This window comes from Thauera sp. SDU_THAU2 (assembly GCF_038260575.1).
In the GTDB taxonomy this organism is placed as follows: domain Bacteria; phylum Pseudomonadota; class Gammaproteobacteria; order Burkholderiales; family Rhodocyclaceae; genus Thauera.
Window position 1 is genome coordinate 496,961 of record NZ_JBBWUN010000003.1, and the last position, 20,252, is coordinate 517,212.

At 62.3% G+C, this 20,252-nt stretch carries 27 protein-coding genes and 1 tRNA gene; 9 read left to right on the plus strand and 19 right to left on the minus strand.

The annotated features are described in order from the left end of the window. Window positions 1-119: 119 nt before the first annotated feature. The 6 genes from AAFL97_RS03355 to AAFL97_RS03380 all read right to left on the minus strand — a co-directional run bounded on the left by AAFL97_RS03355 (window position 120) and on the right by AAFL97_RS03380 (window position 3,328). On the minus strand, window positions 120-1,244 hold the full coding sequence (locus tag AAFL97_RS03355) for a Fic family protein (protein ID WP_341643705.1): 1,125 nt from the start codon (window positions 1,242-1,244) through the stop codon (window positions 120-122). A gap of 338 nt (window positions 1,245-1,582) precedes the next feature. Continuing rightward, window positions 1,583-1,915 (minus strand): hypothetical protein, encoded by a 333-nt coding sequence (locus AAFL97_RS03360; protein ID WP_341643706.1) that lies wholly within the window; start codon window positions 1,913-1,915, stop codon window positions 1,583-1,585. Window positions 1,916-1,946: 31 nt separating this feature from the next. Then, a complete protein-coding gene (locus AAFL97_RS03365; RefSeq protein WP_341643707.1) occupies window positions 1,947-2,156 on the minus strand; it encodes a hypothetical protein in 210 nt (69 codons plus the stop codon). Next, window positions 2,153-2,518: a hypothetical protein gene (locus AAFL97_RS03370; RefSeq protein WP_341643708.1), complete on the minus strand. Its 366-nt coding sequence runs from the start codon at window positions 2,516-2,518 to the stop codon at window positions 2,153-2,155. The genes AAFL97_RS03365 and AAFL97_RS03370 overlap by 4 nt, the downstream gene beginning before the upstream one ends. Before the next feature lie 91 nt (window positions 2,519-2,609). Beyond that, complete coding sequence (locus tag AAFL97_RS03375) at window positions 2,610-2,834, minus strand: hypothetical protein (protein WP_341643709.1); 225 nt, start codon at window positions 2,832-2,834, stop codon at window positions 2,610-2,612. Then, entirely contained in the window at window positions 2,831-3,328 is a 498-nt protein-coding gene (locus AAFL97_RS03380) for a hypothetical protein (RefSeq protein WP_341643710.1), read from the minus strand. Before AAFL97_RS03380 ends, AAFL97_RS03375 begins: the two co-directional genes overlap by 4 nt. 319 nt (window positions 3,329-3,647) lie before the next feature. On the opposite strand from AAFL97_RS03380, the gene AAFL97_RS03385 reads away from it, so the two are divergent. The 5 genes from AAFL97_RS03385 to AAFL97_RS03405 all read left to right on the plus strand — a co-directional run bounded on the left by AAFL97_RS03385 (window position 3,648) and on the right by AAFL97_RS03405 (window position 5,119). Beyond that, complete coding sequence (locus AAFL97_RS03385) at window positions 3,648-3,926, plus strand: type II toxin-antitoxin system RelE/ParE family toxin (RefSeq protein WP_341643711.1); 279 nt, start codon at window positions 3,648-3,650, stop codon at window positions 3,924-3,926. A 12-nt stretch (window positions 3,927-3,938) separates the two neighbouring features. After that, a complete protein-coding gene (locus AAFL97_RS03390) occupies window positions 3,939-4,256 on the plus strand; it encodes a HigA family addiction module antitoxin (RefSeq protein ID WP_341643712.1) in 318 nt (105 codons plus the stop codon). A gap of 25 nt (window positions 4,257-4,281) precedes the next feature. Further along, on the plus strand, window positions 4,282-4,458 hold the full coding sequence (locus AAFL97_RS03395) for a hypothetical protein (RefSeq protein WP_341643713.1): 177 nt from the start codon (window positions 4,282-4,284) through the stop codon (window positions 4,456-4,458). A gap of 162 nt (window positions 4,459-4,620) precedes the next feature. Further along, window positions 4,621-4,944 carry a type II toxin-antitoxin system HicB family antitoxin gene (locus AAFL97_RS03400; protein ID WP_341643714.1) on the plus strand — a complete coding sequence of 108 codons (324 nt, stop codon included), beginning with the start codon at window positions 4,621-4,623 and terminating at the stop codon, window positions 4,942-4,944. 7 nt (window positions 4,945-4,951) lie between these two features. After that, window positions 4,952-5,119 (plus strand): hypothetical protein, encoded by a 168-nt coding sequence (locus tag AAFL97_RS03405; protein ID WP_341643715.1) that lies wholly within the window; start codon window positions 4,952-4,954, stop codon window positions 5,117-5,119. 609 nt (window positions 5,120-5,728) lie between these two features. Here AAFL97_RS03405 and AAFL97_RS03410 read toward each other — a convergent pair. The 5 genes from AAFL97_RS03410 to AAFL97_RS03425 form a co-directional block, all read right to left on the minus strand. Further along, entirely contained in the window at window positions 5,729-6,088 is a 360-nt protein-coding gene (locus AAFL97_RS03410) for a hypothetical protein (RefSeq protein ID WP_341643716.1), read from the minus strand. Between the two features lie 14 nt (window positions 6,089-6,102). Next, window positions 6,103-6,378: an HGGxSTG domain-containing protein gene (locus AAFL97_RS24530; protein ID WP_445954464.1), complete on the minus strand. Its 276-nt coding sequence runs from the start codon at window positions 6,376-6,378 to the stop codon at window positions 6,103-6,105. 118 nt (window positions 6,379-6,496) lie between these two features. Further along, window positions 6,497-6,889 carry a hypothetical protein gene (locus AAFL97_RS03415; protein ID WP_341643717.1) on the minus strand — a complete coding sequence of 131 codons (393 nt, stop codon included), beginning with the start codon at window positions 6,887-6,889 and terminating at the stop codon, window positions 6,497-6,499. A 2-nt stretch (window positions 6,890-6,891) separates the two neighbouring features. Further along, window positions 6,892-7,158 (minus strand): hypothetical protein, encoded by a 267-nt coding sequence (locus AAFL97_RS03420; protein WP_341643718.1) that lies wholly within the window; start codon window positions 7,156-7,158, stop codon window positions 6,892-6,894. Between the two features lie 10 nt (window positions 7,159-7,168). Continuing rightward, window positions 7,169-7,411: a helix-turn-helix transcriptional regulator gene (locus tag AAFL97_RS03425; RefSeq protein WP_341643719.1), complete on the minus strand. Its 243-nt coding sequence runs from the start codon at window positions 7,409-7,411 to the stop codon at window positions 7,169-7,171. Between the two features lie 159 nt (window positions 7,412-7,570). Here AAFL97_RS03425 and AAFL97_RS03430 point away from each other — a divergent pair, with 159 nt between their 5' ends. Beyond that, window positions 7,571-8,611, plus strand: coding sequence for an IS481 family transposase (locus AAFL97_RS03430; RefSeq protein ID WP_341643720.1), 1,041 nt, complete (start codon window positions 7,571-7,573; stop codon window positions 8,609-8,611). Window positions 8,612-8,717: 106 nt separating this feature from the next. Here the strand turns inward: AAFL97_RS03430 and AAFL97_RS03435 are convergent, their stop codons facing one another. Continuing rightward, window positions 8,718-9,170, minus strand: coding sequence for a hypothetical protein (locus AAFL97_RS03435; RefSeq protein ID WP_341643721.1), 453 nt, complete (start codon window positions 9,168-9,170; stop codon window positions 8,718-8,720). Between AAFL97_RS03435 and AAFL97_RS03440 the strand changes: the two genes are divergently transcribed. Next, entirely contained in the window at window positions 9,158-10,249 is a 1,092-nt protein-coding gene (locus AAFL97_RS03440) for an IS5 family transposase (RefSeq protein ID WP_341643699.1), read from the plus strand. The two genes, AAFL97_RS03435 and AAFL97_RS03440, sit on opposite strands and share 13 nt — an antisense overlap. Before the next feature lie 145 nt (window positions 10,250-10,394). On the opposite strand, the gene AAFL97_RS03445 is transcribed toward AAFL97_RS03440, so the two are convergent. The 4 genes from AAFL97_RS03445 to AAFL97_RS03460 all read right to left on the minus strand — a co-directional run bounded on the left by AAFL97_RS03445 (window position 10,395) and on the right by AAFL97_RS03460 (window position 14,291). After that, on the minus strand, window positions 10,395-10,631 hold the full coding sequence (locus tag AAFL97_RS03445) for a hypothetical protein (RefSeq protein WP_341643722.1): 237 nt from the start codon (window positions 10,629-10,631) through the stop codon (window positions 10,395-10,397). 104 nt (window positions 10,632-10,735) lie between these two features. Next, a complete protein-coding gene (locus AAFL97_RS03450; protein WP_341643723.1) occupies window positions 10,736-11,980 on the minus strand; it encodes a tyrosine-type recombinase/integrase in 1,245 nt (414 codons plus the stop codon). 188 nt (window positions 11,981-12,168) lie between these two features. Continuing rightward, window positions 12,169-12,243 (minus strand) — tRNA-Arg (locus AAFL97_RS03455). Window positions 12,244-12,260: 17 nt separating this feature from the next. Then, window positions 12,261-14,291 carry a site-specific recombinase gene (locus AAFL97_RS03460; protein WP_341643724.1) on the minus strand — a complete coding sequence of 677 codons (2,031 nt, stop codon included), beginning with the start codon at window positions 14,289-14,291 and terminating at the stop codon, window positions 12,261-12,263. 128 nt (window positions 14,292-14,419) lie between these two features. Here AAFL97_RS03460 and AAFL97_RS03465 point away from each other — a divergent pair, with 128 nt between their 5' ends. After that, window positions 14,420-16,354 (plus strand): ATP-binding cassette domain-containing protein, encoded by a 1,935-nt coding sequence (locus tag AAFL97_RS03465; protein ID WP_341643725.1) that lies wholly within the window; start codon window positions 14,420-14,422, stop codon window positions 16,352-16,354. A 36-nt stretch (window positions 16,355-16,390) separates the two neighbouring features. Here AAFL97_RS03465 and AAFL97_RS03470 read toward each other — a convergent pair whose 3' ends face one another. The 3 genes from AAFL97_RS03470 to AAFL97_RS03480 are packed head-to-tail and all read right to left on the minus strand — an operon-like array spanning window position 16,391 to window position 18,774. Continuing rightward, entirely contained in the window at window positions 16,391-17,293 is a 903-nt protein-coding gene (locus tag AAFL97_RS03470; RefSeq protein ID WP_341643726.1) for a hypothetical protein, read from the minus strand. A 26-nt stretch (window positions 17,294-17,319) separates the two neighbouring features. Further along, complete coding sequence (locus tag AAFL97_RS03475) at window positions 17,320-17,895, minus strand: LemA family protein (RefSeq protein ID WP_341643727.1); 576 nt, start codon at window positions 17,893-17,895, stop codon at window positions 17,320-17,322. A 27-nt stretch (window positions 17,896-17,922) separates the two neighbouring features. Further along, window positions 17,923-18,774: an HDOD domain-containing protein gene (locus AAFL97_RS03480; protein WP_263462212.1), complete on the minus strand. Its 852-nt coding sequence runs from the start codon at window positions 18,772-18,774 to the stop codon at window positions 17,923-17,925. 221 nt (window positions 18,775-18,995) lie between these two features. On the opposite strand from AAFL97_RS03480, the gene AAFL97_RS03485 reads away from it, so the two are divergent. Beyond that, entirely contained in the window at window positions 18,996-20,183 is a 1,188-nt protein-coding gene (locus AAFL97_RS03485) for a GGDEF domain-containing response regulator (protein WP_263462213.1), read from the plus strand. Window positions 20,184-20,252 lie beyond the last annotated feature (69 nt).

Sequence of the window (20,252 nt, forward strand, 5' to 3'; positions counted from 1 at the left end):
GGGTAGCCACCTTGTTCTGTAAAGGATTTGAAGCGGCACGGAGAATTTATACCCCCAAATCTACCCCCAGCGCGTGAGGGTAGGGTGTGTTCTCCTCCTCACAGCTTGGTAAGCTGAGATCAGGACTTTGCGAGCGGGTCTGGGATAAAGCCTTCGTCAGTGAGTGCCTTGATGACCCCTCGGATCAGGTAGTTGTTTGCGAAGCCAGCGGTGTACTGCCGGGAGCCTTCACGAGTAGGTTGCAACATCTTCTGATCGACCAGCTTTCTGATCTGGTAGGTACGCTGATTGGCGTTCAGGTCAGGCATGATCGCTGCTAGATCCCCTGCCTTGATTACTCCGGCTGTGATGGCGTGACTTAGAATCGCCGACTCATCCCGGTTGATGAGCTGGCGTTCTCGGGCGAACTCCAGGGCAGGCGTGAGGATGTTGCGCCGCAGATATCCAAAGTCGGCCAGGTGGTCAACCTTCTGCATCTCTGCCAGAACCCCTTGCAGGACGTAGCAGCACCATTTTTCCCTGCCATCCAGAGTGCCACTGTCAGCGACAGCGAGCATCGAATAGTAGTGCTCTCGGTCGTTGCAGAACACGGCGGTTGGATTCAAGAGGCGGCCGCCTGCCTGTACGTTGAAGCCATACTTGATGAGTAGTGCGTAGGTCAGCAGGCGAACGACACGACCGTTACCGTTCCCAAATGGATGGATCCAGCCGAACCGGTGATGTGCCAAGGCAACTTTCATCAGATCGTACTTCGGGGGATCGTCCGCATTGACGAATGCGACCAACTCGGACATGTACTCTGGGACCCGCACTGCAGCAGGGGGAAGGTGCTCTGACTGAGCGATCTGCACCTGACCAGTGCGGTAAGTGCCCGGGTTTTTGTCGCCTTCTCGTTCGAGGTCATTGACAGCCAGAGCATGCAGCTCGCGGATGAAATGCTCGGTAAGCTGATCTCCTGCCTTCAGGCTGTCCTCGATGTAGTCCATCGCTTGTTCGATGTTGGCGATTTCCCGTAGCTGGTCAGACTCCTTGGCCCGTCCTTCGACCCGGCTCTCGACATAGTCGGCCAAGGTGGTGTGGTTGCCCTCGATGCGGGCGGACCCCAGACTCTCCAGCATGTGGAAGATGGATTTCAACTGGAAGAAGATCGGCGCAGGGGTATCTCCATCTAGCCGCAGGCGTCGGAGATGCTCAAGCTCGGTCAGAACGTCGACCAGTGGGGAGTCGAAGGAAGGGTTGAGCAAGGCCAAGTCGTGGTGAGCAAATTTAGGCATGGCTACAGTGATCTGAAAGCGTGATGTTTGACAACTTGAAAAATCGAATCGAAAACTCAGACGCTACAATGCTTTATGTTCTCGATGGTTTCAACAGTATGTTGAAAACAGTGTGTTGAAAATCTTGAATTTTGCACACGAAAAACTGAAGTTTTCTGAAGCAGCAAAAACCCGCCACGCTGAACTGACCCCAAGAAGTTGGACACTTCGCCATGTAAAACACCCCAAAAGTTGGATCGGTGTCCAACTCTTGGGGTGCAGTTCACGCGGGCGGGTTCGGTGTGCTGGTGGTGCTGCCGGTACCTGGCTCAGTGCAGCCCGTGAAGCTTGTCGCCGCTGGCGCGGGTGATGCCATCGGTCGGCAGGCCCAGCGCCTTGCGATCTGCAATCAGCCGCTCGATCGCGGCCTCGGCTTCCTCCTCGCTCATGCCCAGGTGCGCGGCCAGTTCCGCCGACGTGACTATGGGCTCGCCCTGGTCGTTGCATTGGCGCGAGGTGGGAATCAGGCCCATCTCGCGCGCCATGTCGCGCATCTCATCCTTGAACCACTCGGGGGCCGTGTGCTCGACCAGCAGCCACAGGCGGCGCGCGATCGGGTGATCGTCACCCAGGCCAGCAGCGGTATCGCGGTACTGCGCCACCAGCGCGGAGAACTCAGGGGGAAGGTCTTGTTCATGCGGGTTCTCCTTTGGTTGTTCCGAGGAGCAGATCGCGCGAATCGTTGACCAGATCCATGGCCTCGCTGAGGCACCCGGACAGGGAATGCTGGCTCAGGCTGTTGATGTCGCCGGTGACTTCAAGCGTGTAGATCATGTCGATGAGCGCGGCGGCCGCTGACAGCTTGAGGTTGATGGCATCCACATCGATGTTGTCCGTGCTCATGACTTCACCTTCCTTAAATGCTTCGCCTTCTCGTAGGCTTCGATTTCGTTCCAGCCCATCATTTCAAGCCGGCGCGGTTCTGCGCGTCGTGCCAGGCCAATCAAGGTAGCGACCTGATCGGAGCCGCATTCGAGCGTACGGAGCAGCGCCTGCACTTCTTCACCATTTTGGAAGTTGCCGGCATTGCCGTTCTCGCTGTCTTCCGCGACGAGGGCTGCGAGGCTGCCGCATATAACGGCCAAGTCTTGCGCCAGGTGCTGTGCGTTCTCCATTCCACCGGAAAACATTGACACCTCGTCGAGCGTTAGACGGTCCTCGGCCTTTTCCCACAACAGAAAAACTGCATCGCGTAGATTTCTCATGGTCACTTCCTCCCGAAGGTCAGACGATAGGCCAGCGCCGGGCCGGCGAAGCGGCGCAGTGCGCGGTACAGGGTGAAGCGGCTGATCGTGCTCATGCCGCACCTCCAGTATCTGTGGGTATGTCGTTGAGCCGGTTGCGCACATCGACAATCATCCCCATCGCGTCGCCGATTGCCGTGTTCAGCGTGTTATCGCAGAGGGAGTCCAGGTCGCGGCCCACGATGAAGATCAGATCGAGGATGGCGATGGCGCTGCTGATCTTGCCGGTCATTTCGTTGATTTCATCAACGGAGAAGGTATGAGAGGCGGTGCTCATGCTGCCGCCCTCCCTTCCACCTTCGCCAGGGCGGCGCGAAGCGACATGAGCACGGCGCCTTCCGGCGTATGTTCGGAAGGTTTCCACTTCTGCCTGGTCAGCAAGGCTTCCGCTGCACTTGCGGCCCGGTGCATATCCGGCGCGGCCGCGATCAGCCGCTTGTTTGCATCGGTCTGCTGTTCTTGTGCGCGTTCGTTGCTCCGGTAGAGGATGTCGTCCATTTGGGACGCCAGCGCGCCAATGGCCTCCACAAGGCCCGAGCGCATCCATTCGCCAAGATCAACATCGCCGCCGCTTTCTGTGGTGAGCACCGCGACGATAGCGCGAATGCCGCGCAGGTGCGCCGCAAGGGACTGCGCGCTGGGAGCCCGCAGCAGAAGGTCATGATCGAAGCCGCACGCGGAACTGTGCTGGTACATGACGTGAAGGTCGAGGGGGCCGTCAGGTTCGACGGCAGAAGAGGGCGCGGGCGCGCCGGTGGTGGGGTGTGCCATGGTGGTGACTCCTGACATTGCGGTTTTTGAATCCGCTTCCCGTCGCCAAACGGGTGGGCGGAACCGTGTCGGGTTGGCGAACCGGAGTCAGGACCCGGCAGACCTTGCGGTCTCCCAACACGGCCCGCCCATAGGGCAGCACCATGCTACGGACGTAAAAAAACCGCGCGGCGGCGGTTGTCCGCCTGACTGTTCCCGGTCGCCAAACCGGTGCCCCGTTGTTTGCGGGGACGTGTGCAGAGTAGGCGGGCGGGGTAGGGGCTGTCAAGGCATTTTGATGGCGGTTGCCGTTATTAACGGACATCGTTATCATGTGCCCATGATCCTCGATTTCAAATGTGCAGACACTGAAGCTCTGATGCTGGGCAAGCGCGTGGCGCGGTTTGCCAATATCGAAGCGGTAGCCATGCGCAAGCTCGTGCAGTTGAACGCGGCGGCATCGCTGGAGTTCTTGCGCCTGCCGCCGGGCAACAGGCTGGAAGCCTTGCAGGGTGGGCGCAAAGGGCAGTACAGCATCCGCATCAATGCGCAGTGGCGGGTGTGCTTTGTCTGGGCGGATGGCAACGCCTCCCAGGTTGAAATCGTGGATTACCACTGAAAGGAGTTCATCATGAGCCGTGAAGTCAAATGGCCGCACCCCGGAGAGATTCTGCTAGAGGAATGGCTTGCGCCGATGGGCCTGAGCCAGTACGCGCTTGCGAAGGCCATCGATGTGCCTCCCCGGCGCATCAATGAAATTGTGAAAGGTCAGCGCGGCATTACGGCCGATACGGCCCTGCGCCTGGCGGCCTTCTTCGGTACCGATGCGCAGAGCTGGATCAATCTCCAGTCCGATTACGAGCTGGCCCAGGCACGCGATACCCTCGGCGAAGTGCTGGGGCGTATCCGGCCGCATGTGCAGCGAGATGCCGCTTCTGTCGCTGGTTGAGCCTTGAGACGTGGGGGTAAGCGCAATGGGCAGTTTTTTCGAAGATCTGATGGAAAGCGTTCAGCAGATGGACGAAATCCGGCGGGGAGAGCGCCAGCCGTCCCGTGAGTTCGCCGTCGATGCGCTGCAGGTGAAGGAAATCCGTAAGGCTACCGGGCTCTCGCAAGCGCGGTTCGCCAAGGTGATCGATGTACAGGTGTGAACCTTGCGCAACTGGGAGCAGGGGCGCCGGGAGCCAACCGGCCCAGCCAAGGCGCTGCTGCGCGCCATTCACAACGATCCGGAGCATGTGCTGCGCGCGCTTGCTGGATGATTTTGTGGCGCGCGCATGCGGTATAAGTGAGCGGTGACCATGAACAACGCAATGACCTACAAGGGCTACACCGCCCGCATTGAGTATGACGACAGCGACAAGATCTTCTTCGGTCGCCTGGCCGGCTTGAGGGACATCGTGACCTTTCACGGGGAATCGGTTGCCGAACTGGAAACAGCCTTTCACGAGTCGGTCGACGATTACCTGGCGGCATGCGAAAAGCTCGGCCAGAAGCCTGAGAAGCCGACCTCTGGCCTGCTGATGTTGCGTGTGCCGCCCGAGGTGCATAGCGCCGCGCTGATTGCTGCTCAGGCCGCTGGCACCAGCCTGAACCAGTGGGCGGCGAAAGCTTTGACAGAGGCGGCGCGCAGGTAGTCGCAGCTTGCTGATTTTGTTCAATTCCGGCAGAAAATCGGTTTTGAACAAATGCCTGGCCAGAGCGGCCATGTACGCAACGGTATCGCGCTGGCGCAACCAGTCGAACGGCTCGGAGTCGAACCGCTTCGCCGCCTCGGTGGCATTGAACCATCCATCCATGTTGAAGCTGTAGAGGCTGCCGCGGAAGTCGCGCTTGATGATGTTGCTCATAGTCTGCTCCCTACTCCGAAAGAAGGGTGCGCGGCCAGATGCAGGGCGGAGCAGGCCAGCCACCATCGACGGCAAGGATTCGCACCTCTACGGCAAGAGACGCATCGCCACGAGGTAAGCGAGCGCACTGCACGCAACCCAGGCAATAGGGGTCAGGACGTGCCGAATCCCCCGGCACCATGCCAGCACAAGAGCTGCGCGGTCAGCGCCTTGTTGGCTTGTTCTAGCTGTCACCATCACATCGTCTCCAAATCTGTCCTTTCGTCTGCTACCATCCATGCACGTACCTCTCGTCTCGGTGCGTCCAACTGCATCCGCCGGCAAGCGGGTGTCGAAAACAGAAAGGCCCGGACTGTTACCAGCAGCCCCGGGCCTTTTGCTTTTTTGCCTCTGTGAAAATATCCTGCCTGACCACGGCTGAAATCCAAAACGAACTTGAATCCCATAGTCATGCCGCCGATTTCTCCGCCGATTCATGTGCGGATTACGTCGTGTGGCCTACCGCCGCGACCTTGACATCTCTGAGCGCCTCACGGGGTTGGGTTTCTGCGTTGGATGCAGCTTTCCGGCTCTATTGCAGCACCACGCCGCGCCTTGGCAGTTCCTGCAGTAGATGTTCGTGAGCCTCGAAGAGCTGCGTTTGGTACTTGTCGCGCGGGAAGTTGAACGTCGACGAAATGCCGTAGCAGCGCAAGATCGCGGCTTTCTGCGCAGGCGGAAGGTCGTTGATCGTTGCGTCGATCGTTTGACGGATGCGCAAGTCCACCTCATCACACATGTCATCGAAGGAGTGGATACCACTCCCGGCAAAGCCAGCGCTATGCCGGGGGTAACCGAGCATCAGGCTATAGCTGCGATTCCATCGCGCCCAGTCTTCCAGCAGGTGCTTGAGCGATTCGATGGCCTGCTTCAGCTTGTCATGGATGTTCATACGTCAAGTTTTCCCTACTTCTCACAAGGTTGGGTTTTTCTCGGGCGTCCGCCTTTTTTGCCATTCTCGCGGGACTGCTGACGGCCGGCATCGCTGGCGGGTCCTGTCGAAAGGCCGCCATGGAACTTGCAGCGGCCGTTCGAATACAGGCTGGTCAGCCGGCAGGGTGCGCGGCTGCCCTTGGTTTTGGCTCCGCAGGTAAGGCCGCGCAGTTCTTCCGGGAAGGGCGGCGTTTCATACTCCCCAGGGAGCAGCCCTGCGGCCTCGGCCTCGCTGCAGATTCTATTCACCTCTTTCCAGTATGCGATCCACTGCTTGCGTAAGCACCGCCGACACGATCGAAGTCACGGTCTCCGTGGATCTGTACGTTCGAGCGGCGGCGCGGGCCGCCGTAGGGCGCGCGGTTCATCATGCTGCACACCTCCGGCCCTTCCGGTACAGGGCCGCGGCAGCGCGTGTCGGGCTGTCCTGCAGGTCGAGCAGGTATTCGGCCACGGTGCGTCCGTTCTCGATCACCTCGCGGCTGATGATTGCCCAGCCGTCATCACGCAGGAAACGGACGTACGCGGCCAGGCGCCACGACGGTTTGAAACCGGACTGCCGAATGGGGCCGGCGACCAATGCCAGCAGAGCCGACTCCCGAATGCTGTTCGGCTTCGGGAATACCGGGGCGTGGATGGTGGTGGGGGCTGCGCCTTTGCGTTGAGCACCAGGGGCGGTAGCATCGACGTGCTCGTTCCGCTTTGCTTTGCCGACAACGCCCGCCTGCTCGCGGGCGTTGTCATTTCTGGGGGGCGTCATGCTTACACCCCCTTGGCCATCTGCAGCAGCTTGGTCTTGGCGCGGCGCTCGCGGGCCTTGGCGCTCCCCAGCTCGCGATACTCCGGCGCGGTGGCGCCCATCATTGCCGCCCACTGCGGGGAGTTCTTTTCGAGGTACTCCCCGGGGCTGGCCTGATGGCGGAACTCCCGATAGGCGTCACGCAATGCCTCTTTGCAGCGCGCAGTGTGTTCAGCCGCTTCGGCGTACTTGATGGCCTGGATAGCCAGGTCTTTGAGGGAATGGCTCATCGCTTCCCCCTTACGCAGCAGACTGCTGAGCGGTCAGGCTCGCGAGGTATTCACGGATCGCGCCGACCTGCCAGCGGGTGGTCTTAGGGCCGACCTTTACGGGGGAGGGGAGGTCTCCGGCCTTCGTTTTGCGCCAGATGGTATTGCGGCTGCAGCCAAGGACGCCGGCTACTGTCTTGTCATCTACCAGGCCGGATGCTGGCAGGTTGTCGAAGTGGGAAACAGATGGTTTGAGAGTGGCAGGGGTTTGCATTGTTCGCCTCTAGGTAACGCCGCTCGGGGCGGCATGAGGCGACTTGTGTGCTGATACGGTATTCCCCTGACAGTTGACCACATTGGGGGGTGGTCATACGACCCCGAGCCGGGTTATGAAACGGGTACCCCTACCTGTTCATGACCTGGAGAAGGACGCATGACCACCGAAGAGAAAATAGCACGTCGCAAGCTCAGTCTTCTGGACCTGGCGCAAGAGCTTCACAACGTGAGCAAGGCCTGCAAGGTGATGGGCTACAGCCGTCAGCAGTTCTATGAAATCCGGCGCAACTACCAGACTTACGGCTCAGCCGGTTTGCTGGACAAACTGCCGGGCTGCAAGGGCGCTCACCCGAACCGGGTCGCGCCGGAGATCGAGGCGTCGATCCTGGCTTACAGCTTGGAGCACCCCACACATGGACCGTTGCGGGTTGCGCAGGAACTGGCGCTACGCGGTGTGACGGTGAGCGCAGGCGGTGTGCGGGGTGTATGGAGCCGCCATGATCTGCTGTCCAAACATGATCGCCTGCTGCGCCTGGAGCGCGAGCAACAGAAGAATGCAGTGCCGCTCAGCGAAGAGCAGGTTCGATTGCTCGAACGCTTCAGTCCCGAGTTCCGGGAACGGCAGATCGAAGTGCATCACACCGGCGAACTGGTTGCCATCGACACCTTCTTCGTCGGCAGCCTCAAGGGGGTGGGCAAGGTCTATCTGCAGACGGTGCTGGACTGCTACAGCCGCTTCGCCTTTGGTCGGCTCTACACCAGCAAGCTGCCGCTGACCGCCGTCCATGTTCTCAACAACGACGTGCTGCCGTTCTTCGAACAGCATGGTGTGAGAATCGAGACGGTCCTCTCGGACAACGGACGCGAATACTGCGGTCGGCCCGATCATCATCCGTTCGAGCTGTTCCTGCAGTTGGAAGGCATCGAACATCGCACGACCCGTGTTCGCAGGCCGCAGAGCAACGGCTTCGTCGAAAGGCTGCACCGCACGTTGCTCGACGAGCACTTCCGGGTGGCCGGGCGCACGACATGGTACGAGTCTGTCGATCAAATGCAGGAAGACCTCGAACGCTATCTGCATCACTACAACCATGAGCGGCCCCATCAAGGGCGGATGATGGAGGGCAGAACGCCGATTCAGGCCTTCATGGCAGGCATCACTGAGCAGCCCGAAGTGCCGATGATGGAAGCTGCGTAAGACAACACCGGCCCGGGGCCGGTGTCAGGTGAATACTTGATCTGTACAGACTTTGCTTGACGATTAAACCGCTTAAAACCTCTCTGCTAGCAGAGTTCCCACCGTGCTAGCAGAGTTCCTTTTTTGCCTGTTCTTCCCAATCTTTGCACCACCGCGTTATGACTTTGGTGCTCTTCAAGTGCTCGCATTTTTCTAACATGTCACGAGCGAACGCCTCTTTGCTTGGGTATTTGTCTTTTTGTTTTTCCCACTCCACCCAGCAGGTTTTCACAAATTCTTTTGCCTTCGCCTTCTCGTTTTTAGGGGAAGAATGTTTTTTCTGTGCATTCCTTCTTGCTGTGGCGAATTTATTCCCGTGGATTCCCGCTACAAAACCCAGGTGTCTGCTGATTGTATCAATTAAGCTGACAATTCCTTCTATTTTTGGTAATGCGCCTGATTTTGGAAGTAGTTCGATCGTATCTAGCAGGTTGATGCATAACCTAGTGAACGATCCTGCGAGTTGATAGTCATAAATCCGTTCCTCAATCCCTTGTCCTGACAGCGATGCGCGGCCCACTCGATCCCCAGTCCTCGATGTTCCATTATTTCTCGCCGGAATCGCGCGTACCGGCCGATCATCCCCTGCGAAGGGTGAAGCAATTGGCCGATCGGGCGCTGAGTGCCATTTCGGCGGACCTGGATGCGCTGTACTCGAGTACCGGCCGCCCGTCGATTCCGCCTGAGCGCCTGCTCAAGGGGCAATTGCTGATCGCGCTGTACTCGATCCGGTCTGACCGGCAGTTCTGCGAACAACTGAACTACAACATCCTCTTTCGCTGGTTCCTCGACATGGACCTGGAGAGCGCAGGCCTGGACCAGTCGAATTTCAGCCGCCTGCGCGAACGCCTGGTGGCGACTGATATCGCCCGCCGCTTCTTTGACGAGGTGGTGAGCCTGGCGCGCCGGCAACATTTGCTGTCCTCGGATCACTTCACTGTCGACGGCACGCTCATCGAAGCCTGGGCCTCGTTCAAGAGTTTCAAGCGCAAGGACGGCGAGCCGCCGAAAGACGGTGGTGATGGCACGGGGATGGTCAATTTCAAAGGTGAGAAGCGTTCGAACGCCACACACCAGAGCAGCACTGATCCTGACGCACGGCTCATGCGAAAGGGTAACGGCCAGCCTGCCAGGCTCAGCTACGGCGGGCATGTGCTCATGGAGAACCGTCATGGCCTGTGTGTCGACATCCTGATCACGGAATCGACGCAGGCCGAGCACCGTGCTGCACGCACGATGCTCACCCGCGCCCGCCGACGGCGTATCCACCCCAAGAGTCTGGCGGCCGACAAGGGTTACCACATCAAGGATTTCGTGGCGCACCTGCGCGCGCATCGTATCCGGCCGCACATTGCTCGAATCGACCATCGCTGCACGCCTGGACTCGATGGGCGCACGACGCGAACCGAGGGCTATCGGATCAGCCAACGCAAGCGAAAGCGGGTGGAGGAAATCTTCGGCTGGCTCAAGACGGTCGGTGGGTTGCGCAAGACGCGATTCATCGGGCAGGCGAAGACGCAAATGGCGGCCTTCATTTCTGGCGCAGCCTACAACTTGTTGAGAATCGCGAAATTGGGAAATGCGGGAGGAACGGCGTGAGTCGGGCAAACGAACCAGGGGCTGATCGGTCTCGGAACGTCCATGCCGGCAATGTGGGTCGCATTGAAAGCCCCATTCTCTCGACGAAGTCCCTGTGAAGATCAATTTGAACCCCTGGGTTAGTCCGGTGTTCAGCTCTTTTGCATCAGCCTGCTAACGCATCATGGGCTTCTATGATTGCGTAGCGTAGATCGACAAGAGCACGGTCCTCGGGGCTTCCTTCCTTGACTTTTTTTTCACCGAAGACAAGCTCCTTAAAATTGCGCTCCAAAAGGTCACGGTATATTTCAACCAGATCGGAAATTTGAATTGCACGTTCGTTGTCGTTGCTCTTGGGTTTTGCAGGGCCCATGAGTAGTTTTATTAATTCCTGGTTATCCATTGTTGCGCCCTTTGACGCTTGTCCCTTGAAACAGGTGCCGCGCCGGCCGGGCAAGGGAACCCGGTTTTCCTCCCGTTGGAGTAGGCGCGGCAAAACTGACTGCGTTACCCGTTCACCACGCTGGGGAACTGGATGATCCTCGCGCCCTCCTGCAGCGCATCCAGGTAGTCCGCCCACGCCTGCATCATCGCCCTGCGTTCGGCCATGAACTGCGCATGATGGCTGTACGCGGCGAAGACCTGCTTGCGCTCGCGGTGGGCAAGCTGCTTGTCGATGACGTCGGGCCGGTAGCCCAGCTCCAGCAGCGCGCCGGTTGCGGTGGCGCGGAAGCCGGCGCCGGTCACTTCCTGCGCCTGGTAGCCCATGGCGCGCAATGCGCTGTTGATGGTGCCGTCGCTGATCGGGCGGCCTTGGCCGTTGCGGTTGGGGAAGAGCAGGTCGCGGCCGCCGGAGTGGTCGTGCAGTTCGCGCAGGATCTCCACCGCCTGGCGGGACAGCGGCACGATGTGTTCCTCGCGCATCTTCATGCCAGTGAGTCCGCAGCTGCGGTCGCGTTCGGCCGGCACGGTCCATACGCCGGCCTCGAGGTCGAATTCGGGCCATTGGGCGCAGCGCAGCTCCCCCGGCCGGACGAAGGTCAGCACCAGCAGGCGGATGGCCAGCTTGATCGGCTGGGAGATGCGCACGGCGTCCAGGCGGATGAAGAACTCGCGCAGATCGGCCGCGCGCAGGGCAGGGCGTCGCTGCTCCGTGTGCGTCTTGACCGCCTTGTGCAGGCCTTCGGCGGGGTTGCTCTTGGCGAGGCCGTTGGCGATGGCGTAGATGAAGATTTCGCCGATGCGGGCGCGAACCCGCTTGAGCATGTCGGTGGCGCCCTTGGCTTCGACCTTGCGCAGCAGCTCCAGGATCTCGACCGGTTGCACGGCGGTGATGGGCGTGTCGCCAATGTGCGGGAAGACGTGCAGTTCGAGCGCCCGAATGGCTGCGTTCGCGGTGCCTTCCGTGCGGTCAGTCTTCCAGCCCTTCCACCAGGCCCGGGCGACCGCCTCGAACGAATTCTCCGCTGCGACCTTGGCGGCGCGCTTCGCTTCCTTCTTGGCCGCGCCAGGATCGACGCCGGCGGCCAGTTGCTCGCGTGCGGCCGCCAGTGCCTTGCGTGCCGCCGCCAGGCTCACCTCGGGGTACTTGCCCAGCGCAAGCAGCTTCTCCTTTCCCTGGAAGCGGTACTTGAAGCGCCAGAGCTTCGAGCCGGCGGGCTGCACGAGCAGGAAGAGGCCGCGCTCGTCGGCGAGCTTGTAGGGCTTTTCCTGTGGTTTTGCCTGCTTGATGGCGGTGTCGGTCAGGGCCATACCGGTGCCTCGTGGGGGTATTTTTCTGGGGGTACGGGGGTATGTTCTCGATGTACCCCCACAGATACCCCCAGAAATCGGGTATTGGTATGGTGCCGTATGGTGCAAACGGGTGCAACAAAAAAACCCGCGGGGCCAGTGGCTGCGCGGGTTTCTGGTGCTTCCGGGTGCTGCTTGGTGCTTTGAAGTGGTCCCGTCACCAGGAATCGAACCTGGATCTGGCGCTTAGGAGGCGCCCGTTCTATCCATTGAACTATGACGAGCCGACGAACCGCGCATTCTAGCCGTTCGGCGGCGGCTCACCAAGAGGGCCGGTCGTTTTGCGCAGTGGCGGCAGCAGGAAGTCCTGCGGGCGGCGAGCGAGGCGCTGCAGCAGCATCCGGCCCAGGCTGCGGCCCTGGGCGAAGCTGATGCGGCGGGCGCGCATGGCGACGGTCAGGGTCAGCGTGAAACTGACGACCAGGTTGACCAGGCCGATCAGCAGCACGCCGGACAGCGCCAGCATTGCCATTTGCCAGGACAGCGCGAAGTCGAGCGCTGCCGAGGCGTAACCCAGATAGGCCGAGGAAAAGGCGATGTGGCGGATGTCGAGCGGCAGCCCGAACAGCACACCCAGCGCGGTCGTGCCGCCCAGCAGGAAGCCGAAGAAGAAGTTGCCGGCCAGGGCGCCCAGATTGTTCTCGATGTAGCCGGCGATTCGCTGCATCCGGGCCTCGCCGAGCAAGTGCCGCGGCCATCGCAACTGCAGCAGGCGCTCAGGTATGCGGTAGTAGGCGCAGAGATTGTCGTAGTAGCCCGCGATCAGGCCCGACAGGAACAGACACACGCCTGCGACGGCGGCAAAGAACAGCGCGCCGCTGCGCGGGTCGATTTCTGCAAGCAGATGATGTGCCTTGTCCGGATCGACGAAATGCGCACCCGTCGCATAGTGGATGGCCGTGCCGACCAGGATCGCCATCGGAATGGCGGTGCCGAGGTTGCCGAGGATCGCGCCAAGCTGGCTGCGAACCGTGCGTGCGATCAGGTCTGCAAGGGCCTCGAGGTCGCGCGTGCTGCCGCGCGCTTCACCGATCGAGGCGGCGATGGCGTTGGCGGTCATCGCGGGCTGCTTGGTGGCGACGGTGCCGCCAAGGATGTGGATCAGGGCGAAGCCGAGCCCGTAGTTCAGGCAGAAGGCGAGGGCGGCGTTCAGCGGTGCCAGGCCTTGCGCGCCCAGCACGACCTTCATTCCCGCCATCAAGGCGATGATGACGCCGCCGAGCATGGCCGAACGAAGAATGCCGAAGTACTCGCTGCGCGTGCTGGTGATGTATTTCTCGCCGGTCTTGCTGGCGCTTTCGGTCATGCGCAGCGACAGGATCTCGACGTTCTGGCTCCAGTAGTCGGTCAGGTTGTTCTTGCGGCATTCCGCCCACACCAGGGTCTTGAACAGGCGTACCGCACGCGGTGCGACGTCGGCCAGCATGCGGCGCTTGCGCAGTTCGTTCAGCATCGACACCAGTTCGTCGATGCGGTCGAGGTGCTGGCGCAGGCGCTCGAGCTTGAAGGTCAGTGTCAGGCTGGTACCGAGCTTGGTCGCGCGCTTGCGCACCCGCTGCAGCACCTCGTCGCACTGGCCCAGCATCACGGTCAGATGGAGATCGTCGGTGACGAGCGCGCCGGGGGTGGTCCACCAGTCGCTGTAGTGGTCGATATACACCAGCAGTTCGGCGTTCTGCGCCAGGAAGGGCGATTCGTATTCCTCCAGGTTCGGATCGATGCGAACCAGCTCCGGGTCCAGGCCGATGGCCGACACGTGGTAGGACAGTACCCGGAGCGATTCGAGAATCTCGCCCACTGCCGGCGGCAGCGGGCCTGCATCCTCTTCGGCCATCGGCTGCTCATCGCCGACCAGGACCGCGATCAGCTCCAGCCAGACTTCGTCGCTGACGCCGTTGACCCAGATTTCGTCGTCGCTGCGGTGGAACACGATCGACAGCAGGTCCTTGAGATAGCTCGTGTCGCGTACTTCGGGCAGCAGGCGGTGCGAGATGCGGTTCGCCGTTTCGGTGAAGAAGCCGGTGGAGGGGAGCAGGCCGGAGGAGACGTAGAGTGACACCTGCTTGCGCTCGGCAAACAGCCGCATGAGCGCCGCTCGTACCTGGGCAAGCAGTTCCGGCCGGCGAGCAAGGCAGTGCGTCAGGGTGCGGAGGTTTTCGGTGGCCTTGTCGATCTGGGTTGCGTGCCGTGGCCGTAGACGGTCGACCAGTGCTACCCACAGGGCAACCGGATCTTCATCAGTGTTGGCAAAGCGTTGAAGAATATCTTCCATCAAGTGTTTCCTGCATGGCGGTCACGGCCGGACGGCGCTGCATTATCGGGCAAAGTGCCCGAACTGCGAGCGGGCGGCTAGAATCCGGGATTGTCTGCTGCTGGCCGGGACCCGGCCGATTTCACGCCATGCCTCTGTTGTCCGTAGAAAACGCCAGTCTTGCCTTCGGCCATGTCGACCTGCTCGACAAGATTTCCTTCCAGCTCGACGCCGGTGAACGTGTGGCGCTGATCGGGCGCAACGGCTCGGGCAAGTCCAGCCTGCTGCGGGCAGTGGCCGGCCAGGCCGCGCTGGACGACGGCGTCGTGTGGCGTGAAACCGGGCTGGTGACGGCCTATGTGCCACAGGAGGCCGACTTCGATCTCGAGCGCGACGTGTTTGCGACCGTGGCCGACGGCCTGGGCAACGCCGCCCGCCTGCTGGTCGACTACCATGCCGCGATGATGGCGGTGGCCGAGCAGGCGACACCCGAGGCATTGGCGAGGCTCGATACGCTCCAGCACGAGGTCGAAGCAGCCGACGGCTGGCGTCTCAACCAGCGTGTCGAGCACATGCTCGCCCGGCTCGGACTGGATGCGGGCGCCAAAGTTTCCAGCCTGTCGGGCGGCGGGATCAAGCGCGTGTCGCTGGCGCGTGCGCTGGTGGCCGAGCCGGATCTGCTGCTGCTCGACGAGCCGACCAACCATCTCGATCTCGACGGCATCCTCTGGCTCGAGGGCCTGATCCGCGAGTTCCGCGGCGCGATCATCGTCATCACCCACGACCGCGTGTTCCTCGACAACATCGCGACCCGCATCATCGAGCTCGATCGCGGCCGGCTGGCGAGCTATCCGGGGCGCTTTGCCGACTACCAGCGGCGCAAGGTCGAAGAGCTGGAAGCCGAGGAAAAGGCCGCGGCGCGCTTCGACAAGTTCCTGGCGCAGGAAGAGGTCTGGATCCGCAAGGGCGTGGAGGCGAGGCGCACGCGCAACGAGGGCAGGGTGCGCCGTCTCGAAGCCTTGCGCCGCGAGCGCGCCGCGCGCCGCGACCGATTGGGCGACGTCAGCCTGGCCGTCGACCGCGGCGAAAAGAGCGGCCAGATGGTGGCCGAGCTGGAACACGTCTCGAAGCGGTATGGCGATCGTGTGGTGGTGCGCGATTTCTCCACCCGCATCATGCGCGGCGACCGGATCGGTTTCATCGGCCCCAACGGTGCGGGCAAGACGACCCTGCTCAAGCTGATCCTCGGCGAGATCGAAGCCGACGAAGGTACGGTGCGGCGCGGCACCCGCCAGGCCGTGGCCTATTTCGACCAGTTGCGCGCGCAGCTCGATCCCGAGCTGCCGCTGACCGAGGTCATCAGCCCGGGTTCCGACTTCGTCGAGATCGGCGGCGAGAAGAAGCACGTCATCGGCTACCTCGGCGACTTCCTGTTCGCGCCGCAGCGTGCGCGTTCCCCGGTCAAGTCGCTGTCCGGCGGTGAGCGCAACCGTCTGCTGCTGGCACGGCTGTTCGCCCGCCCGGCCAACGTCATGGTGCTGGACGAGCCGACCAACGATCTCGACATCGAGACGCTGGATCTGCTCGAGGATCTGCTGGCCGGCTACGACGGCACGCTCTTTCTCGTCAGCCACGACCGCGCCTTCCTCGACAACGTCGTCACTCAGGTGATCGCTGCGGAAGGCGACGGCCGTTGGGGCGAATATGCCGGCGGCTATGCCGACTGGCAGCGGGTGCAGGCGGCGCGGGAGGAGGAGCAGGCCCGGCGCGACAGCGCGAAACGGGCGGCGCTTGCCACTGCCGACAAGCAGCGGGCAGCCGAAGCCAGGCCGGAGGGCGGGGCGGCCAAGCGCCCGGCGAAGATGTCCTTCAACGACAAACGCGAACTGGAGGCGTTGCCGGACCGGATCGCAGCGCTGGAGGACGAGCAGACGGCCCTGCATGCGCGCATGGCCGATCCCGCGCTGTACCAGCAGGCGCCGCAGGAGGTGGCGCAGATCAAGGCCCGCCTCGACGCGCTCGAAGCCGAGATCGAGGTCGCCATGCTGCGTTGGGAAGAACTGGAATCACGTGCCGCATCCTGACGATCGAGTGCGCTACGCGATGGGCCGCAGGTGCTGTCAGAAGTCGCCGGTCTGGCGGAGCCAAGCCGAGGCGCCCACGGCGCCGAGAAACACGGCGGCGTGGAATGCCGCCAGCCAGCGGTAGCGCCGTGCGATCCGGTCCGGGTCGAGATCCGAAACCAGGTAGAGCCGGCCGTCCGCCGGTTTGCGCATCACATGCGCTTCGGGCGCGGCCATCAGTTCCTGCCGTTGGCGCTGGACTTCGCGCTTGGCTGCTTGCCGGGCCAGTTCCCATTCGCGCAGGTCGAGTTCGCCGTTGCCGTCGAGATCGAAGCGTTGCAGCAGCGTCTTGCGATCCCGTTTCCAACTGGCCAGCAGCTCGCGAGCCTGTGTGCGGCTGTCCAGATGCGTGCAGGCTCCGCCGAGGGTGAGAAAATCGCCCAGCGCATACACCGTGTCGTGGCGGATCAGTGACCATTGCGTGTAGCGCATGTCGCCGACCGTGCTGACATCCCGACGCCGCACCAGCATGTCGGCGCCTTCGGGGTCGATCGCACATGTGCCGCTGCCGTCGTCGAGCAAGAATGAAGTGTCGCTTTCGACCGTGCTGACGATCTGCCATGTGCCCTTGGTCTGGCGGCGTTCGGTCTGCACGCGGTACCACAATACCGGCAGGCCGTTCATCGGCGAATGGAGCGGGCTGCCGTCGAGTGGCCGGGCCCTGCCGCGTAGTTCGACATAGCCTTGCGCCGCGGAGGTGATGCGCGATGTCGGTGTATCGGCGATCAGCCGCGAATGCCGTAGCGAGCGCGCCCAGCCATACAGGCCGGTCGCGGCCAGAAAGGCCAGCGCCGCGGCGGTGTGCCATCCGCTATCGACCTGGAACAGACCTGCGGCGGCGCCCATCTGGAGCAGCGGCAGCGCTGCGTCCAGCCGACTGTGAATGAGTCGAACAAGCATGCGAGGATCGGCAGCGTATGGCCGATTCAGCCCTTGAACAGCGCCTTCAGATCGACGTCGGCTTTTTCGGCACTGGAGAACTGCAGCAAGGGCTGGGCACTGAAGGCGAACAGGCGGGCGACGATAAGGTCCGGGAACTGCTCGATGCGGACGTTATGCCGATTGACCGCCTCGTTGTACCACTCGCGCCGGTCGGCAATGCCGTTCTCGAGCGTGCTGATGCGACTTTGCAACTGCGCGAAGTGCTCGTTTGCCTTCAGCTCCGGATAGGCTTCGGCAACGGCGAAAATCTGGCCCAGGCCGGCGCGCAACATGCTCTCCGCCGACCCGAGGGCGTCGACATCGTGCGTTTCGCGTGCCGCGGCCACGCGCGCGCGGGCTTCGGTGACGCGCGCCAGCGTGGTCTGCTCGAACTGCTTGTACTGGCGGCATACCTCGACGAGCTTGGGCAATTCGTCGTGGCGCTGCTTGAGCAGCACGTCGATGTTGGCCCAGGCCTTGGTAATGTTGTGCTTGAGATTGACCAGCCCGTTATAGGCGAGCACGCCATAGACCAGCCCGAGGGCGAGGACGCCCATTACCAGTGCGCTGAAGGTGTTCATGTGTTCGACTCCAGAAGGATTGTCCGGTCAGCGTGTGGCCAGGCGATTCAAGGCCTCCTCAGGGGCGCCGAGGCGCCTGAGCAGGGTTTCGCGCGGAATCCGCAGCAAAGTGCCGAGTTCGGCGAGATCATCCGGCAGGCCGGGGTCATCCCAGCCGTGGGCGAGATGTCTGGCGAGGCGCGCTGCCAGGCTCACTGTCCTGACCCGCGGATCGTTTTGCTGGCTGTCGTCGAGCAACTGCGCCAGCAGTGCCGGCAGGCGCCACGCGCGGACCAGGCCGAGCTGAAGTTCATTGGCCGTGATGCCGAATACCCGCCGCTGGGCATCCGCCGAGCGCAGGTGGCGATCGGCGGTCTGCAGCGCATAGACCTGTTCGGTCAGCGCCGGCGCATGGATCCAGCAGACGATTTCGGTCGCTTCGTGCAGCGACGCGGCGACCGTGATCTCCTGCACGTCGAGGTCGTGCCGCATGATTGCGAACTCCCGTGCCAGCCCGGCGATGCGGCGGGCGCGGGCGATGACCCGCAGCACGCCGACCAGCGCACGCGGATCCTCCTCGAGCGCGTCCTCCACGGTCGGCAGCGCGTCGAACAGGCGGAGGAATGGCTCGACACCGATCATCATCACGGCGCGTTCGATCGTGGTGATATCGTGATTCTGGGATTGTCGGCGATGCGTTTCCAGGTGCGTGAGCAGGCGCATCGTCATCAGCGGGTCGGCCTGCACGATGGAGGCCAACTGGCGGCTCTCGGCATGCTCCGGCTCGCGGTGCAGTGCCTCCAGTTCGCGTGCCGTTCGGCGCAGCACCGGCAGTGGCCGTTGCGTGAAGTACGCCACGTAGGCGCCCACCGAGGGCAGAGGGGAGTGCAGGGTGCTCATGGGCATGCTCGGAAACCAGGGTCTCGGGATGGCTAACGGCCGGCGTCGCTCAAACTGAAGCCACCTGCCGGGGCGGCCTTTCCATGGGGCTATAATTATGGCGAATCGCACCGAGACGGTCCGTGACATTCCACCGGCAGGAGAAGCCTGGTGAAGCCTTTCAACGCTTTTGTGATCGACCTGGGCGGCAAGCTCGCTTTCGGGGCGATGGCGTTCCGGGGATGACCGTGGACGACAGACTCCCCCGGATCCTCGTGGTGGACGATTCGCGCATGGTGCGGGCCTCCATCCTGAAGAATGTCCGGGGCCGCTTCGAAGCGCGCGAAGAGGTCGATGGCGAAGCGGGCTGGGAGGCCCTGTTGGTCGACCCCGCGATCGACCTGGTGCTGACCGACATCGGCATGCCGCGCCTCGACGGCTTCGGCCTGCTCGAGCGGATCCGCTCCTCCAGAGTGGCGCGGGTGCGCGGCCTGCCGGTCGTGATCATCTCGGGCGATGAGGACGAGCATGCGCGTGAACGCGCCCTCGCGCTCGGTGCGAACGGTTTCATTGCCAAGGGCGTGGGTAGTGTGGAACTGTTGGCGACGCTCGATTCGCTGGTACGCCTGTCGCGGACGCAGACCGAGCTCGAGCGCAGCCGCGAAGCGCTCGCGAGCAACAGCCCGAAGGATCCGGAAAGCGGCCTGGTCAGCCGGGCCTATCTCGAGCACCATGGCGAACAGGTGCTGGCGGAGGCCCAGCGACGGCAGACCGGCATCGCGGTGATGTTGATCGAGCTCGATGACTACGAAACCTTGCTCGAACGCCATGGCCTGCACGTCGTGCAGCTGATCGTGCGCAGGCTGACCAAGATGGTCACGGCACGGATTCGTACCGAAGACAGCGTGTCGCAACATTCGACCACACAATTCGCCCTGTTGTCGCCCGGCATCGACGTGGTGTCGAGCTGTGCTTTCGCGCTCCGCCTGCGGAGCAGTTTCGAAAAGCTGGTGCTGGCTTATCGTGAAGAGCACATCCGGGTGACCGTGACGATCGGCGTGGCCAACTCCGCGGTCGATGGCCATGGCAAGGTCAGCGAGTTGCTGGAGATCGCTCAGGAACGCGTGCAGCGGGGGCATGAGGCGGGCGGCAATTGCGTGTTCGCGGATCACGGCAAGGTCGAGCCCGAATGGGTGGAACGCCAGGCCAGGCGTATATGCAGTGTCGATGCGGCGTTGCGCCAACTGCGTGCTGGCGCGATCGGTGAAGTCGAGGCGCGCCTGCCCGACATCATCGGCGCGCTTATGCCGCTATTCGAATTGATAGAATCTCGACTCCACTGCGGGCTGCCGATCGAGCAGCTCGAACGATACCAATATGGATCGGACGCCGGCAGTGGCAGGATGGATGGCACGCAAACCACCATCTGAGTCGTAAATCGCCGCTCGTGGCGAAGGCGCTTTCCCGGCGCGTCGGCATGGGCGGCTTGTCATCCGCCA

Excerpts from the sequence above, each read along its gene's own strand:
- AAFL97_RS03365 (WP_341643707.1), bottom strand. The coding sequence starts at position 2,156 with ATGAGCACGGACAACATCGATGTGGATGCCATCAACCTCAAGCTGTCA.
- AAFL97_RS03370 (WP_341643708.1), bottom strand. The coding sequence starts at position 2,518 with ATGAGAAATCTACGCGATGCAGTTTTTCTGTTGTGGGAAAAGGCCGAG.
- AAFL97_RS03375 (WP_341643709.1), bottom strand. The coding sequence starts at position 2,834 with ATGAGCACCGCCTCTCATACCTTCTCCGTTGATGAAATCAACGAAATG.
- AAFL97_RS03380 (WP_341643710.1), bottom strand. The coding sequence starts at position 3,328 with ATGGCACACCCCACCACCGGCGCGCCCGCGCCCTCTTCTGCCGTCGAA.
- AAFL97_RS03385 (WP_341643711.1), top strand. The coding sequence starts at position 3,648 with ATGATCCTCGATTTCAAATGTGCAGACACTGAAGCTCTGATGCTGGGC.
- AAFL97_RS03390 (WP_341643712.1), top strand. The coding sequence starts at position 3,939 with ATGAGCCGTGAAGTCAAATGGCCGCACCCCGGAGAGATTCTGCTAGAG.
- AAFL97_RS03395 (WP_341643713.1), top strand. The coding sequence starts at position 4,282 with ATGGGCAGTTTTTTCGAAGATCTGATGGAAAGCGTTCAGCAGATGGAC.
- AAFL97_RS03400 (WP_341643714.1), top strand. The coding sequence starts at position 4,621 with ATGACCTACAAGGGCTACACCGCCCGCATTGAGTATGACGACAGCGAC.
- AAFL97_RS03410 (WP_341643716.1), bottom strand. The coding sequence starts at position 6,088 with ATGAACATCCATGACAAGCTGAAGCAGGCCATCGAATCGCTCAAGCAC.
- AAFL97_RS03415 (WP_341643717.1), bottom strand. The coding sequence starts at position 6,889 with ATGACGCCCCCCAGAAATGACAACGCCCGCGAGCAGGCGGGCGTTGTC.
- AAFL97_RS03420 (WP_341643718.1), bottom strand. The coding sequence starts at position 7,158 with ATGAGCCATTCCCTCAAAGACCTGGCTATCCAGGCCATCAAGTACGCC.
- AAFL97_RS03425 (WP_341643719.1), bottom strand. The coding sequence starts at position 7,411 with ATGCAAACCCCTGCCACTCTCAAACCATCTGTTTCCCACTTCGACAAC.
- AAFL97_RS03430 (WP_341643720.1), top strand. The coding sequence starts at position 7,571 with ATGACCACCGAAGAGAAAATAGCACGTCGCAAGCTCAGTCTTCTGGAC.
- AAFL97_RS03440 (WP_341643699.1), top strand. The coding sequence starts at position 9,158 with ATGCGCGGCCCACTCGATCCCCAGTCCTCGATGTTCCATTATTTCTCG.
- AAFL97_RS03445 (WP_341643722.1), bottom strand. The coding sequence starts at position 10,631 with ATGGATAACCAGGAATTAATAAAACTACTCATGGGCCCTGCAAAACCC.
- AAFL97_RS03450 (WP_341643723.1), bottom strand. The coding sequence starts at position 11,980 with ATGGCCCTGACCGACACCGCCATCAAGCAGGCAAAACCACAGGAAAAG.
- AAFL97_RS03460 (WP_341643724.1), bottom strand. The coding sequence starts at position 14,291 with ATGGAAGATATTCTTCAACGCTTTGCCAACACTGATGAAGATCCGGTT.
- AAFL97_RS03465 (WP_341643725.1), top strand. The coding sequence starts at position 14,420 with ATGCCTCTGTTGTCCGTAGAAAACGCCAGTCTTGCCTTCGGCCATGTC.
- AAFL97_RS03470 (WP_341643726.1), bottom strand. The coding sequence starts at position 17,293 with ATGCTTGTTCGACTCATTCACAGTCGGCTGGACGCAGCGCTGCCGCTG.
- AAFL97_RS03475 (WP_341643727.1), bottom strand. The coding sequence starts at position 17,895 with ATGAACACCTTCAGCGCACTGGTAATGGGCGTCCTCGCCCTCGGGCTG.
- AAFL97_RS03480 (WP_263462212.1), bottom strand. The coding sequence starts at position 18,774 with ATGAGCACCCTGCACTCCCCTCTGCCCTCGGTGGGCGCCTACGTGGCG.
- AAFL97_RS03485 (WP_263462213.1), top strand. The coding sequence starts at position 18,996 with ATGACCGTGGACGACAGACTCCCCCGGATCCTCGTGGTGGACGATTCG.